Origin of the sequence: Cellulomonas taurus, assembly GCF_012931845.1 — a bacterium.
GTDB classification, from domain to species: domain Bacteria; phylum Actinomycetota; class Actinomycetes; order Actinomycetales; family Cellulomonadaceae; genus Cellulomonas; species Cellulomonas taurus.
The window spans coordinates 495978-510578 of record NZ_CP051884.1 but is presented as its reverse complement, the minus strand read 5'-3'; the positions used below and the strand labels follow the sequence as shown (position 1 = coordinate 510578).

Annotated in this window: 11 protein-coding genes; 4 read left to right on the top strand and 7 right to left on the bottom strand. The window is 72.8% G+C overall.

The genetic code is table 11. From position 1 onward, the window contains the following. Window positions 1-16: 16 nt before the first annotated feature. Window positions 17-1156 carry a DNA polymerase III subunit delta' gene (locus tag HGK68_RS02340; protein ID WP_169164509.1) on the bottom strand — a complete coding sequence of 380 codons (1140 nt, stop codon included), beginning with the start codon at window positions 1154-1156 and terminating at the stop codon, window positions 17-19. Continuing rightward, window positions 1153-1809 carry a dTMP kinase gene (tmk, locus tag HGK68_RS02335; protein WP_206155787.1) on the bottom strand — a complete coding sequence of 219 codons (657 nt, stop codon included), beginning with the start codon at window positions 1807-1809 and terminating at the stop codon, window positions 1153-1155. The genes HGK68_RS02340 and tmk overlap by 4 nt, the downstream gene beginning before the upstream one ends. A gap of 316 nt (window positions 1810-2125) precedes the next feature. On the opposite strand from tmk, the gene HGK68_RS02330 reads away from it, so the two are divergent. Then, window positions 2126-2986: an IclR family transcriptional regulator gene (locus HGK68_RS02330; protein ID WP_169164508.1), complete on the top strand. Its 861-nt coding sequence runs from the start codon at window positions 2126-2128 to the stop codon at window positions 2984-2986. Beyond that, complete coding sequence (locus HGK68_RS02325) at window positions 2983-4629, top strand: beta-N-acetylhexosaminidase (RefSeq protein WP_206155786.1); 1647 nt, start codon at window positions 2983-2985, stop codon at window positions 4627-4629. Before HGK68_RS02330 ends, HGK68_RS02325 begins: the two co-directional genes overlap by 4 nt. Here HGK68_RS02325 and HGK68_RS02320 read toward each other — a convergent pair. Together HGK68_RS02320 and HGK68_RS02315 are read right to left on the bottom strand one after the other, a co-directional pair. Next, window positions 4626-5804 (bottom strand): alanine racemase, encoded by a 1179-nt coding sequence (locus tag HGK68_RS02320; protein ID WP_169164507.1) that lies wholly within the window; start codon window positions 5802-5804, stop codon window positions 4626-4628. The genes HGK68_RS02325 and HGK68_RS02320 overlap by 4 nt on opposite strands. 55 nt (window positions 5805-5859) lie before the next feature. Beyond that, entirely contained in the window at window positions 5860-6864 is a 1005-nt protein-coding gene (locus tag HGK68_RS02315) for a Gfo/Idh/MocA family protein (RefSeq protein WP_169164506.1), read from the bottom strand. 103 nt (window positions 6865-6967) lie between these two features. Between HGK68_RS02315 and HGK68_RS02310 the strand changes: the two genes are divergently transcribed. Together HGK68_RS02310 and HGK68_RS02305 are read left to right on the top strand one after the other, a co-directional pair. After that, a complete protein-coding gene (locus HGK68_RS02310; RefSeq protein ID WP_169164505.1) occupies window positions 6968-8107 on the top strand; it encodes a glycerol dehydrogenase in 1140 nt (379 codons plus the stop codon). 35 nt (window positions 8108-8142) lie between these two features. Then, window positions 8143-9528 (top strand): alpha-amylase family glycosyl hydrolase, encoded by a 1386-nt coding sequence (locus tag HGK68_RS02305; protein ID WP_169164504.1) that lies wholly within the window; start codon window positions 8143-8145, stop codon window positions 9526-9528. A gap of 57 nt (window positions 9529-9585) precedes the next feature. On the opposite strand, the gene topA is transcribed toward HGK68_RS02305, so the two are convergent. The 3 genes from topA to uxuA form a co-directional block, all read right to left on the bottom strand. Next, entirely contained in the window at window positions 9586-12321 is a 2736-nt protein-coding gene (gene topA / locus HGK68_RS02300) for a type I DNA topoisomerase (RefSeq protein ID WP_169164503.1), read from the bottom strand. Window positions 12322-12407: 86 nt separating this feature from the next. Continuing rightward, a complete protein-coding gene (locus tag HGK68_RS02295; RefSeq protein WP_246260518.1) occupies window positions 12408-13358 on the bottom strand; it encodes a phosphatase PAP2 family protein in 951 nt (316 codons plus the stop codon). A gap of 97 nt (window positions 13359-13455) precedes the next feature. Then, on the bottom strand, window positions 13456-14577 hold the full coding sequence (gene uxuA / locus HGK68_RS02290; protein ID WP_169164502.1) for a mannonate dehydratase: 1122 nt from the start codon (window positions 14575-14577) through the stop codon (window positions 13456-13458). Window positions 14578-14601 lie beyond the last annotated feature (24 nt).

Here is a 14601-nt window from a genome sequence, read left to right as displayed (position 1 = left end):
CACCGTAGCGGGTGGCTCAGACCTGCTGCGGTCGCAGTCCGATCATCATCGCCTCGACCGCCAGCAGCGGGGCGACATTTCCGGAAAGTCGCTCGCGGGCCTCGGTGACGGCGTCCATCCGGTGCAGGCTCTGCTCCGGCGTGCTGCTGCGGGCGAGGTCGCGGATGGCCTCCTCCTGCGCCCGGTTCACCAGGTCGACGTCGGCGCCGAGCTGGATCACCAGGACGTCCCGGTACAGCGACAGCAGGTCGACCATGGCGCGGTCCAGCACGTCGCGCTGGGCCCGGGTGGCACGGCGCTTCTGTTCCTCCTCCAGCTGCCGCAGCTGTCCGCGCAGCGCCGGGGGGACCGTGGTCAGGCCCTCGGCGCCGAGCGCGTGCAGCAGAGCGGTGCGTTCGGCGGCGTCGCGTTCCTCGGTGGCGGCCTTGGCATCGGCCTGCGCGGTCTCGACCAGATCGGCGGCGGCGAGCACCGCGTCACCGACGCCGCGCACCCGGGACGCCAGGCGGAGCACCTGGTCACGCCGTGCCCGGGCCTCCGGGTCGCGGGCCAGCCGTCGTGCCACCCCGACGTGGCTCTGCGCCGCCTGCGCGGCGGTGAGGGCGACCGCCGGGTCGATGCCGTCCCGACGGACCAGCAGATCGGCCACCGCCTGCACCGGCGGCACCCGCAGCGCGACGGCACGCGACCGGGAGCGGATGGTCACCAGCACGTCCTGCGGGCTGGGGGCGCACAGCAGCCAGACGGTGCGCGGCGGCGGCTCCTCGATCGCCTTCAGCAGCACGTTGCCGGAGGTCTCGTTCAGCCGGTCGGCGTCCTCGATCACGATCACCCGCCACCGACCCTGGGAGGGGCTGCGCTGGGCCAGCTCGACCAGGGGCCGGACGGTGTCGGCCCGGATGACCACACCCTCGGTGTTGACGACGGTGACGTCCGGGTGGGTCCCGGCGAGCACCTGCGCGCACCCCGGGCTGCGCGGGTCCGCGCTGGGGTCCTGCAGGGCGGCGGCGAAGGCGCGGGCGGCGTTCGAGCGTCCCGATCCGGGCGGCCCGGTGAGCAGCCAGGCGTGCGTCATCCTGGCCGGGTCCTTGGCGGCGGCGCGCAGCACCTCGACCGCGGGTTCCTGCCCGACGACGTCGTCCCAGACCGAGGTCATGCCGGCACCCCGCGTGCCGCCAGCAGGGCGGCGACCCGGCTGCGGATGTCTGCGGCGACCTGTTCCGGGCTGCGGGCGGCGTCCAGCACCAGCCACCGTGCGGGGTCGGCGGCGGCCCGGGTCAGGAACGCCTCCCGGGTCCGACGGTGGAAGTCGTCGCCGGCGCTCTCCAGTCGGTCGGGTCCCCGGTCGCGGTCGGCGAGGCGGGACAGCCCGACGCTCGGGTCCAGGTCGAGCAGCACGGTGAGCGCGGGCAGCAGGCCGGAGGTGGCCCACAGCGACAGGTCCTCGACCTCCTGCGCGCCGAGGTCGCGGCCGGTGCCCTGGTAGGCGACCGAGGAGTCCAGGTACCGGTCGGTGATGACGACCTGCCCCGCGTCCAGCGCCGGGCGGACCAGGGAGGCGACGTGGTGCGCCCGGTCGGCGGCGTAGAGCAGCGCCTCGGTCCGGGCGTCCATGTGCTCGCCGTGCAGCACCGCCTCACGCAGGGTCCGGCCCAGGTCTGTGCCGCCCGGCTCGCGGGTCAGCACGACCGGCAGGCCGAGTCCGGTCAGCCACTCGCCCAGGAGCCGGGACTGGGTGGACTTGCCGACCCCGTCGCCGCCCTCCAGCGAGATGAACAGCCCACCGGGCACGGTCGCAGCGGAAGTCACCGGCCCAGGGTATCGACTGCCGGGGACACCCCCGGCACTTCCCGCCCGACCACCCGAGGCACGTCCCGCCCGGCCACCCCAGGCACTTCCCGCCCGACCACCCGAGGCACTATCCCCCGGCCGCCCCAGGCACGTCCCGCGCGCCACCGGGCACCATCCCTGGCGACCGCCCGACCGCCACCGCGTGTGCACTGCACACGCATGACACCGGGCGGGACCGCGCGTCGGTTCAGGTCAGCGCCCATCGATCCAGAACGCGCGCGCATTCCGCGACGAGCGACCCCGGACAGCCGGTCCGACCGCTACCGTCCCTGCCATGCCCCCTGGCGAGACGACGATGCGGAACGAGTCCCTCTCTGTCCGGCGCTGTCTGCACCTGCTCGAACACGTCCGCACCCACGCCACCGCGGAGCGCGGGGTGCCGGTGATGGAGTTGGCCCAAGCGATCGGGGTGCACCGCTCGACCGCCGCCCGCTTGCTCACCCCGCTGCTGGACGAGGGTCTGTTGCACCGGGACGGCGCCGGTCGCTACCGGCTGGGTCTGGGGGCGCTGCACTTGGGTCAGTCGTACCTCGGGTCGATCGACCTGCCCGCCCTCGCCGATCCGGCGCTGCGGTCGTTGGCGGCACGGACCGGCGGGGTGTGCGTCCTGGGTGTCCCGGAGCAGGACGGGATCCGGTTGGCGCTGACCGCCGGGCGGGGCCGGGGCAGCCTGAGCACCGACGCCGTGGTCCCGAGCTATTGCACCGCCTGGGGCAAGGCGGTGCTGTCGATGGCCCCCGCCGCGTGGATCGACCGGGCCATCGCCACAGGTCTGCGCGCGCTGACCCCGCGCACCATCACCGACCCGACCGAGCTGCGCGGCGAGCTGGACCGCACCCGCCAGCGTGGCTTCGCCCTGGACGACCGGGAGCACGACCCGCATGTGCGGGCGGTCGCCGCACCGGTGCTCGGCCACACCGGCATGGTGGTCGCCGCCGTCGGCGTGGCCCTGGACCACCACCGGATGCCACCGGCCACCCTGCGCGACAACGCCCGGGCCACCGTCGAGGTCGCCCGATCGCTGTCGGGTGCCCTGGGCTGGACCCCACCACCCCGGCGCCCCGTCACCACGCCCCCCGCCGACCATCGACCCGACCGCGTGACCCCGACCAGCCGACCGGGAGCCTTGACGTGACCACCCCTGCGCACACCCTGATCCCCGCCCCGACCCACCTCACCCCGACCGACACCGCCTGGACCCTGCCGGAGCGGCTCACCGTGACCGTCGACCCCGAGCTGTCCGCCGCCCGCTCCCCGCTCATCGACCTGTTCGCCATCCGGCTCGGCCGGGAGCTGGCACCGGAGGACGGCACGGCACAGCTGCGTCTGCGACACGACCCGACGCTGCCCGCCGAGCACTACCGGCTGGTGATCGACGGCGGCGTCCTGATCGAGTCGAACGGCCCCGACGGTGCCCGCCACGCGCTGCGCACCGTGCAGCAGCTGATCGGACCGACGGCCTTCCGGGCGATGCCGGTACGCGAGGAGACGATCACACTGCCCGGGCTGGTGGTGCAGGACGGCCCGCGCTTCGGTCACCGCGGCGTGCTGCTGGATGTGGCCCGGCACTTCATGCCCAAGGACGGCGTGCTGCGGTTCATCGAGCTGATCGCCGCGCACAAGCTGAACGTGCTGCACCTCCACCTGACCGACGACCAGGGCTGGCGGATCCAGATCCGCGCTTACCCCCGGCTGACCGAGGTCGGCGGGTGGCGCACCGAGTCGCAGGTCGGCTCGTCCCGGTCGTCGCGGTACGACGGCGCGCCGCACGGCGGCTTCTACAGCCAGGACGACCTGCGCGAGATCGTGGCCTTCGCCCGCAGCCGGGGCGTGACGGTGATCCCGGAGATCGACCTGCCCGGGCACTCCCAGGCGGCGATGGTGGCCTACCCGGAGCTGGCGGCCCTGCGGGAGCAGGCGGCGACCTGGCAGGTGTGGACCCGCTGGGGGCTGAACCCGCACGTGCTGAGCACCGCCGACCGGGTGCTGGACTTCTACCGGACGGTGCTGGACGAGGTACTGGACATCTTCGACTCGCCGCTGATCTGCCTGGGCGGCGACGAGGTGCCGGTGGACGAGTGGGCGGCCGACCCCGCCAGCGTGCGCCGCGCCGAGGAACTGGGGATGTCCGGTCTGGAGGAGCTGCTGCCCTGGTTCATCGGGCAGCTGGCCGATCACCTGCGCAGCCGTGGTCGCCGGGCCACCGCCTGGGACGAGGTGGGCGGCTCCCGGCTGCCGACCGACGTGGCGATCAACTCCTGGCGCGGCTACCGGGGTGGCATCGACGCCCTACGTGACGGCCACGACGTGGTGGTCTGCCCCGAGCACGAGGTCTACCTGGACCACCGCGCCGCACCCGGCCTGGACGAACCGGCACCGGTCGGCACGGTGCACACCCTCGCCGACGTGTACCGCTTCGAGCCGATGATCGATCAGGTCGCGGAGGCGGCGGCCGAACCGGGTGCCGGGACGGTCCTGGGCGCTCAGGCCCAGCTGTGGAGCGAGCAGCTCGACTCCCCGCGCCGGGTGGACTACGCCGCCTTCCCCCGCCTCGCCGCCTTCGCGGAGGTGGTGTGGTCACCGCGCGAGGCACGGGACTGGCCGGACTTCGATCGACGGCTGCGGACCGCGCACCTCGCCCGCCTGGACGCCGCCGGGGTGGAGTACCGCCCGCTGGACGGACCGCACCCCTGGCAGCGACGGCCCGGGGTGCCCGGCTGGCCGCTGCGCTTCGACGAGCTGGGCCGGCTGGTGCACACCCCGGACGGGGCCGCCTAGAACAGGGTGTGCAGCAGCTCGACCACCCGCTGCCGGTCGTCGATCACCGGCACCACCCGCCACTTGTCGAAGCTGGTGCACGGGTGGGACAGACCGAGTTCGACCACGTCGCCGACCGCCAGCTCGGTCGCGTCGGCGGCAGCCTCCAGGTAGGCGTGCTGATCGTTGGTCCGGGTGAGCGTCCAGCCGTGGCTGTCCCAGGCAGCCCCGTCCCGGTGCACGCGGAGCGGGAGCGGCAGCCCCTCGTCGTAGGGCAGATCGCGCTTCCCGGCGCCGAGGATCGCCAGCCCCGGCTCCGGCCGGGAGGTGACCTGCGCCCACACCCGCAGCGCCGGTCGCAGGTCCCCCGCGATCCGGGTGAAGGGGGTGCGCTCGGCGTAGATGCCGTGGTCGTGGGTGACCGTCGACCCGCTGCGCAGCAGGACGGTGGCGTCCGGCATCCCGCCCAGCACCTCGGCGACCAGGTCGAACCAGGCCGAACCACCGGCCGAGACGATCGCCTCGCCGCCGATCAGCTCGCCGACTGCCGTCCCCGCCGCCCGCAGCAGCCGCAGGAAGTCCCGTACCCGCTGCGCGTCGGGCAGCCCGCCCTCGTAGGCGGTCACCCCGGCCAGCCGCAGGCCCGGGGTGTCCTGCACCCGGCGGGCCAGGTCGAGCAGCGACGGCAGGTCGCGTGCGCCGGTCCGTCCGGCCGGGTGCCCCAGCTCGATCAGCACCTCCACCGGCCGCACCGGGTCGGCCACCGCCGCGAGCGCCGCGATCCCGGCATCGGAGTCGACCTGCAGCAGGATCTCGGCGTCGACGGTGGCGATCCAGCGCAGCGCGCTCGGGTCGAGCACCTGGTTCGCGATCAGGATCCGCCGCACCCCGGCGGCATGGGCGGCCAGTGCCTGGTTCGCGCTGGCCAGGGTGATCCCCCAGGCACCGGCGTCGAGCTGCCGCCGGAACAATGCCGGGGCCATCGACGTCTTGCCGTGCGGCGCCAGACGCAGCCCGTGCTCCGCGGCGAAGGCGGCCATCGTGGCGATGTTCTGGTCCACGGCGGCGGTGTCCACGGTGAGCACCGGCCAGCTCAACGACCCATCGAACAGGTGATGGTCCGCGGCGAGCCAGTCGTCGGTCGACACGGGTTCGGGCTGCCAGAAGCCCTTGGTCCAGGGGCCGATGGTGTGCATCCCCCGACCCTAGGCACGCGGACCCGATCGGGCACCGGGTCCGCGTGCAGGGCACTCACTCGCCGGGGTACCGCAGCCCGATCTGCTCGCGGATGCTGTCCATCGTGGTCATCACCTCGAGGGTGTTCGCCCAGGTGATGCGCTCGCTCTCGGTGGCACCCTCGCTGATCCGCCGGGCCACCTCGGCCGCCTCGAACTGCAGGCCGTGCGGGGTGGGACGCTCGAAGGTCCACACCCGGCCGTCGTTGCGGCGCACGGTGAAGCCGCTCGGCGCGTAGAACGGCCCCTCGACGGTGATCGCACCGTCGGTGCCGGTGATCGCCGCCGTGGTCGGGGTGCGGGCCCAGAGCGTGGTGGACAGCGTGGCCTGGGTGCGCTCGCCGTAGTCCAGGACGATGCCGATCTGGCCGTCCACCCCGGTCTCGGTCAGCTGGCCCACGGCGTGCACCGACCGCGGGACGCCCAGCAGGTCGTGGGCGAAGCTGACCGGGTACACCCCCAGGTCGAGCAGCGCGCCACCGGCCAGCTCTGGCGCGTACAGCCGGCTGGTCGGGTCCAGCGGGAACGCCTGACCGTGGTCGGCCAGCAGCGACACGACCTCGCCGATCTCACCGGAGTCGATCACCTGGTGCAGCGCCTGCACGTGCGGCAGGAACCGGGTCCACATCGCCTCCATCACGAACACCCCGGCGGCCCGGGCTGCGTCCAGCACCTCGCGGGCCTCGGCGGCGTTCCGGGTGAAGGCCTTCTCCACCAGCACGTGCTTGCCCGCGGCGATCGCCAGCAGGGCGTGCTCGCGGTGCTCGGAGTGCGGGGTGGCGACGTAGACCACGTCCACCTGCGGGTCGTTGACCAGCGCGTCGTAGCTGCCGTGCACGGTCTCGACCCCGTGCTGGGCTGCCCAACGGGCTGCCTTGTCCCGGTTGCGGGAACCGACGGCCACGGCTCTCGACTCGGTCTCGGCGTGCAGGGCGTCGGTGAAGTGTCCGGCGATGTTCCCCGCGCCGAGGATCCCCCAGCGGAGGGCGGGCGCGGTGCGCGGCTCTGCGATCAGCGTCATGCCACCGACCCTAGTCCCAGCGGCGGGCACCGATCCTTCCTAGGGTGGGGATGTCGGCGCGGACCATGCCGGGCCCGCCGTCGGCGCGATCCGAGGAGGCAGCATGTCCAGCATCCGCACCGTCATCTCCCCCGGCCGGTACGCCCAGGGCCGGGGCGCCCTGTCCCGGCTCGGCGAGCTGACCAAGCCGATCGGTGGCACCCCGCTGGTGGTGGCCGACGACGTGGTCTGGGGCTTCGTCGGCGAGCAGGTGACCGCGTCCTTCGCCGAGGCGGGGCTGCCGCTGACCCGGGACGGCTTCGGGGTGTACGCCACCGCCAAGGCCGTCGACGCCATCGCCGCGCGGATCGGTGAGGTGGGCGCGGACGTGGTGGTCGGGGTCGGCGGCGGCTCGGTGATCGACGCGGTGAAGGCCGCCGGGCACCTGGCGGGCGTCCGGTGGGTGTCGGTCCCGACCGTGGCCTCCACCGACGCACCCTGCTCGGCGCTGTCGGTGATCTACTCCGAGGAGGGCGCCTTCGAGGAGTACCGGTTCTTCCCGCACAACCCGGACCTGGTGCTGGTGGACAGCCAGCTGGTCGCCAACGCGCCGGTGAAGTTCCTGATCGCCGGGGTCGGCGACGCGCTGGCGACCTGGATCGAGGCCCGCGCGGTGGCGAAGACCGATGCCACCACGATGGCCGGAGGGCTGCCGACGATGACCGGCACCGCCCTGGCCCGGCTGTCCTGGGACGCGCTCTGGGAGAACGCGCTGCCCGCGATCGACGCGGTGCGCGACCACCTGGTGACCCCGGCGGTGGAGAAGGTGATCGAGGCGAACACCCTGCTGTCCGGCCTGGGCTTCGAGTCCGGTGGGCTGGCGGCCGCGCACGCGATCCACAACGGGCTGACCGCCGCGCCGCAGACCCACGGGCTGACCCACGGGCAGAAGGTGAACATCGGCTCGGTGACCCAGTTGGTGCTGGAGGGGGCACCCACCCAGGAGGTGCGGGACTTCATCGAGTTCACCACCCGGGTCGGGCTGCCGAACACCCTGACCGAGATCGGGCTGACCACCGACGACGTCGACGACCTGACCCGGGTCGCCGAGGCGGCGACGGTCGAGGGCGAGACGATCCACGCGATGCCGTTCACGGTGCGGGTACCGGAGCTGGTGGACGCGCTGCGCTCCATCGAGGGCCTGAGCCGCCGGGTCCGCGCCGAGGCCGGGCTGCCGGAGCCGGTGCCGCACCGCGGGCACTGAGCGACGAGCCGGGTCACGGGCCTACGGTGGGTCGGGTGAGCAGCGACCTCGTCCGACCCGCCGACGCCCTCTGGTGGCAGGTGTACCCGCTCGGCTTCACCGGTGCGACCGCCGAGCCCGCCCACCGACTGCCCCGGATCACCGCCTGGCTGGACTATCTGGTCGAGACCGGGTGGAACGGGCTGGCGCTCGGCCCGGTCTTCGCCGCCAGCACTCACGGCTACGACACCGTCGACCACCTGCGGATCGACCCGCGCCTGGGTGATCGCGCCGACCTCGACGCCCTGATCGCCGCCGCCCACCAGCGCGGCGTCCGGGTGCTGCTGGACGGGGTGTTCAACCATGTCGGCGCCGAGCACCCGGTGTTCCAGGCCGTGCTGGCGGGCGGACCCGAGCACCCGGACAACGAGCTGTTCCGGATCGACTGGTCCGCCGACGACCCGACCTGGGACTGCTTCGAGGGCCACCGCCAGCTGGTCACCCTGAATCACGACTCGCCCCGGGTGGTCGACTGGATCGCCGACGTGATGCTGCACTGGCTGGACGCCGGGATCGACGGCTGGCGGTTGGACGCCGCGTACGCGGTGCCGACGACCTTCTGGGCACAGGTGGTGCGACGGGTCAGGGACCGGCACCCGGACGCCTACCTGCTCGGCGAGGTGATCCATGGCGACTACGCCGGGTTCGTCGCGGAGTCCGGCATCGACAGCGTGACCCAGTACGAGCTGTGGAAGGCGATCTGGAGCTCGATCGTCGACCACAACTGGCACGAGCTGGTCTGGACCCTGGGGCGGCACGACGAGTTCGTGCGGCACTTCCGTCCGTGGACCTTCATCGGCAACCACGACGTGACCCGGATCGTCACCCAGGTCGGTGACCCCCGGATCGCCGGGCACGCCCTGGTCCTGCTCAGCACCCTGGCCGGGACCCCTGCGGTGTACTACGGGGACGAGCAGGCGCTGACCGGGGTCAAGGAGGAGCGGATCGGCGGCGACGACGCGATCCGGCCGGAGTACCCCGCCTCCCCGGCCGACCTGCCCGACCACGGCCTGGCCCCGGGCGGCACCGCCCTGCGCCGCCTGCACCAGGCGCTGCTCGGGCTGCGGCACCGGCACCCGTGGCTGGCCTCCGCCCGGACCGAGGTGCTGACCGTCACCGGCGATCTGCTGGTGTACCGGCAGGTGGCGCAGGGGCACACCGGTCCCGGACCGGAGCCGCGCCTGGTCGTCGCGCTCAACCTGGCGGCGGAGCCGGTCGCGGACGTGCCGCTCGGGGACGACGACGCCGAGGTCCTCGTGGTGTCGGCGGCCGACGACGGCGTCGGGCAGGGCGACCCGGCGGCGGTGCCGCTCGCGGGGTCGGTGGCCGGGGTGCGGGCGATGGTCCCGGCCCGTGGCTGGCTGATCGCCGCGCCGCGCTGACCGGTCCACTGACGCGACGAACGCCCCGACCCGCGGGTCGGGGCGTTCGGTGATGCGCTACTTCTTGCTGGTCGCCTTCGCCCGGCTGGTGGTCTTGCGGGCGGCCGGCTTCTTCTTCGGCGCCTGCGCGCGCTTGTCGGCCAGCAGCTCGATCGCCTGCTCCCGGGTGATCGTCTCCGGAGTGACGTCCCGGGGCAGGGTCCGGTTGGTGGTGCCGTCGGTGACGTACGCGCCGAACCGGCCCTCCTTGACCACGATCGGCTTCTCCGAGGTCGGGTCGTCGCCCAGCTCACGCAGCGGCGGCGCGGCGGTCGCACCCCGGCCACGCTTCGGCTGGGCGTAGATCGCCAGCGCCTCCTCCAGCGTGGTGGTGAAGATCGCCTCCTCCGACGGCAGCGTGCGCGAGTCGGTGCCCCGCTTCAGGTACGGCCCGTAGCGACCGTTCTGCGCGGTGATCTCGGTGCCGGTCTCCGGGTCCGTGCCCACCACCCGCGGGAGGCTGAGCAGCTTGAGCGCGTCCTCCAGGGTGACGGTGTTCAAGGACATCGACTTCAGCAGCGAACCGGTGCGCGGCTTGGGCTGGGCGGCCAGGGCCTTCTTCTTCGCGGCGGCCGACAGCCCGGGATCCAGCTCCGGCTCCGGCAGCAGCTCGGTCACGTACGGCCCGTAGCGACCGTTCTTGGCGACGATGGTGGTGCCGGTGGACGGGTCGGTGCCGAGCACCAGGTCACCCTCCGGCTCGGCCTCCAGCAGCTCACGTGCCTTCGCCGCGGTCAGCTCGTCCGGGGCCATGTCGTCCGGCACCGAGGCGCGGCGCGGGTTGCCGTCCGGCCCGGGCTCGCCCTGACTGTCCTCGATGTACGGCCCGTAGCGACCGACCCGCAGGGTCAGCCCGTCGCCGAGGTCGATGGAGTTCACCTCGCGGGCGTCGATCTCCCCCAGGTTCGCGACCAGCTCGCGCAAGCCCTCACCATCCGGACCGTCCGCGGCCGTGGAGCCGAAGTAGAACCGGGTCAACCAGTCCACCCGGTCCTCGGTGCCCGCCGCGATGGCGTCCAGGTCCTGCTCCATCCCGGCGGTGAAGTCGTAGTCGACCAGCCGGTCGAAGTTCTCCTCCAGCAACCGGGTGACCGCGAAGGCCAGCCAGGTCGGCACCAGGGCCTGGCCCCGGTTGGTCACGTAGCCGCGGTCCTGGATCACGGAGATGGTGGCGGCGTAGGTCGACGGGCGGCCGATGCCCCGCTCCTCCAGCGCCTTGACCAGGCTGGCCTCGGTGTAGCGCGGCGGCGGGGAGGTCCGGTGTCCGTCGGCGGTCAGGTCGGCGGCGGTCAGCGGGTCGCCCTCGGACATCCGGGGCAGGCGGGTCTCCTCCTTGCCGGCGGACTCCTTGCCCTCGTAGCGCTCGACGTCCCGGCCCTCCTCATAGGCGGCCAGGAAGCCGCGGAAGGTGATGACGGTGCCGGAGGCGGAGAACTGCGCGGCGGTGGCCTCGCCGGTGCCGGGTGCGGGCACGGTCGCCGACAGCCGGACGGTGGTGGTCTGCACCTTGGCGTCGGCCATCTGCGAGGCGACGGTGCGCTTCCAGATCAGCTCGTACAGTCGGAACTGGTCGCCGGACAGCTCGCGGGCCACCTGCGCCGGGGTGCGGAAGTTGTCACCGGCGGGCCGGATCGCCTCGTGCGCCTCCTGGGCGCCCTTGGACTTCGCGGCGTACACCCGGGGCTTGTCGGCCACGTGGTCGGCGCCGTACAGCTCGGCGGCCTGCCGCCGGGCCGCGTCGATCGCCTGGGTGCTCAGCACCGGCGAGTCGGTACGCATGTAGGTGATGTAGCCGTTCTCGTACAGGCTCTGCGCGGTGCGCATCGTCTGCCGGGAGGCCATCCGCAGCTTGCGGGACGCCTCCTGCTGCAACGTCGAGGTGGTGAACGGCGCGGCCGGCCGCCGGGTGCTCGGCTTGGACTCCAGCGCGCTGACCGCGAAGTCCGCGGAGTCGAGGGCGGAGACCCAGCCGGTCGCCGCCGCCTCGTCCAGGTGCACCACGGCACCCGCGGACGCCTTCAGCATGCCGTCGTCGCCGAAGTCACGGCCGGTGGCGACCCGCTGGTCGCCGATCCGGGTCAGGCGGGCCTCGAAGGACGGCTCGTCGGCGGACTCGACCGAGAAGGTGCCGGTCAGATCCCAGTAGTCGGCGGCGGTGAACGCCATCCGCTCCCGCTCGCGCTCCACCACCAGACGGGTGGCCACCGATTGCACGCGACCGGCGGACAACCCCTGGCGGACCTTGCGCCACAGCACCGGGCTGACCTCGTAGCCGTACAGCCGGTCCAGGATGCGCCGGGTCTCCTGGGCGTCGACCAGTCGCTCGTCCAGCTCGCGGGTGTTCTCCAGCGCGCGGGTGATCGCCTCGCGGGTGATCTCGTGGAAGACCATCCGCTTCACCGGCACCTTGGGCTTGAGCTCCTGCAGCAGGTGCCAGGCGATGGCCTCGCCCTCGCGGTCCTCATCGGTGGCGAGGTAGAGCTCGTCGGAGTCCTTGAGCTTGCGCTTGAGCTCGGCGACCTTCTTCTTCTTGTCCGCGTCGACCACGTAGAACGGTTCGAAGCCGTTGTCCACGTCGACGGCGAACTTGCCGAACGGGCCCTTCTTCATCTCCGCGGGGAGTTCGGAGGGCTGCGGCAGGTCACGGATGTGCCCGACACTCGCCTCGACGTCGTAGTCGTCGCCGAGGTACCCGGCGATCGTGCGCGCCTTGGCGGGCGACTCCACGATGACCAGCTTGCGACCTGCGGACATGAACTTCCTGCTTCCCTGCTGTGACGACCAGAACGACGGGCTGTGGTGACGGGGACGGCCGAGCGGACTCGGGCGACGGGGGCACTCTACGACGGACCGTCCCGCAACCCGGACGCCACCGCTGAGCGGCGGACGGCGGTGAGGACGGCGAAGGCGAGGGCGGTCACCGCCACGATGCCCAGCGCCCCACCACCGTAGGCAGTCAACAGCGAGGTGCGGTCGGCGAGCGGGTCGGCCGAGTTCCAGGTGCTGATCAGCCCCAGTCCTCCGGCGACCCCGGCTGCCAGCGCGACCAGCAGCAACAGGACGATCGCGACCCGATCAGCTGTCCGGCCGACCGGTCGACGGGTGACCGTCGGGACCGCGGCGGTCGGCGTGCCGCGCTGATCCCGTGACCCCACCGCCGGCACCAGGCAGGCCAGCGCACCCCAGGCGAGCACCACCAGCACCGCGGCGATCACGTCGGAGGGCCGGTGCCACTGGCCGACCAGGGTGGAGATCCCGGTCGCCCCGGCGTACCCGGCACCGAGCACCGCGACCCAGGCCCGGGCCCGCGGCGGGACGACCAGCAGCACCGCCACAGCCACCGAGGCGGCGGCGGTGGTGTGCCCGCTGGGCAGGGTGTTGAAGTCCGGACCGTGACCCCAGTCGGGCCGGTCCCAGACCATCTTCTTCAGGAACTGGGTGCTCAGGTTCGCACCGCCCAGCACCAGGGTGGCAGCGATGGCCAGCGACCAGCGGCGGCGGATCAGGGCGATCGCCCCGCAGAACAGCACGGCACCGACGATGAACCCGACCGAAACCACGTCCAGCACCGGCTCGGCGACCTGCCACAGCCGACCCTGGCCGATGTGCGCACCTTCCAGCGATGCCTGATCCACCGCCTGGCCGTGCTCGGTGGCCACGAACAGCCGCCAGCAGCCGATCACCCCGAGCGCCGCCACCAATGTCACCAGCACGGTCCAGGCCACCGCGGTGGACCGGGACGCACCGAAGGTCCGCACGGGGGCGGGCGGCGGTGTCTGGACGGAGGTCATGGCGATCACGGTAGGCGACGACGCGGACTCCCAGCGCGCCGCAGGGTCGTGCACACCGAACGTGCACGACCCTGACAGCGCTCGTCCGTGGATCGGCTCAGCTGCCGTAGCGCGCGGAGTCCCACGCCCCCAGCAGGTACTGGATGCCCAGCGCCCGGTCGTACAGCCCGTAACCGGGCCGCGGCTTGTTGGTGGTGTTCTCATCCCACAGGTGCCGGCCGTGGTCCGGCCGGATGTACCCGGTGTACCCGGCCTCGGCGTAGGCCCGCATGATCCCGACCGTGTCCACCGACCCCTCGCAGGCCCGGTGAGCGACCTCGGTGAAGTCGCCGCCGCCGAGGTGCTTGATGTTCCGGACGTGGGAGAAGTGGATCCGGTCCATGAAGGTGCGCACGGCGTCGACCGCGTCCGCGCCCGGGTTGGAGGAGAAGCTGCCCAGGCAGAGGGTCAGGCCGTGGTGCGGGCTGTCGTGCAGGGAGAGCACCCGCTCCAGATCCGCCTTGGTGGACACCACCCGGGGCCAGCCGAACAGGTCGAAGGCCGGGTCGTCCGGGTGCACGCCCATCTTCACGTCGTACTGCTCGCAGGTCGGCATGATCGCGTCCAGGAAGTACCGGTAGCGCTCGTACATGTCGTCCCGGGTGACGCCGACATAGGCGTCGGCCAGCTCGGTGAAGGACGCCAGCCGCTCCGGCTCCCAACCGGGCAGGGTCAGCCCGCCGGAGTTGGCCTGCATGTCGGCGATCAGCTTCTCCGGCGTGAGCTGGTCGACCACCGCCTGCTCGTAGAACAGGGCGGTGGACCCGTCGGGCAGCGGGTGCCACAGGTCGGTGCGCAGCCAGTCGAAGACCGGCATGAAGTTGTAGCAGACCACCTTCACCCCGGCCCGGCCCAGCCGTTCCAGCGTGACGATGTAGTTCTCGATCGCCTGGTCCCGGCTCATCCCGAGCACCGTGCGCCCGAGCTTGATCGACTCGTGCACGTTCACCGACTCGACCACGTCGCCGTCGAAGGTCTTCGTGATGCCGCGCGCGCGGTGCTGCTCGTTCAGCTCGGTGATGGTGGCGAGCTCGGCGGCGATCTCGGCCTCGGACCATGCCTCGCCCGCCTGCTTGTGGTGCAGCGACCAGACGATGGTCTCGACGCCGGGGATCTGCCGGATGTCGTCCAGGGCGACGGTGTCGTTGCCCTCGCCGTACCAGCGGAATCCGATCTTCATGGGGTGCCTCTCGGTGGGGGTCGG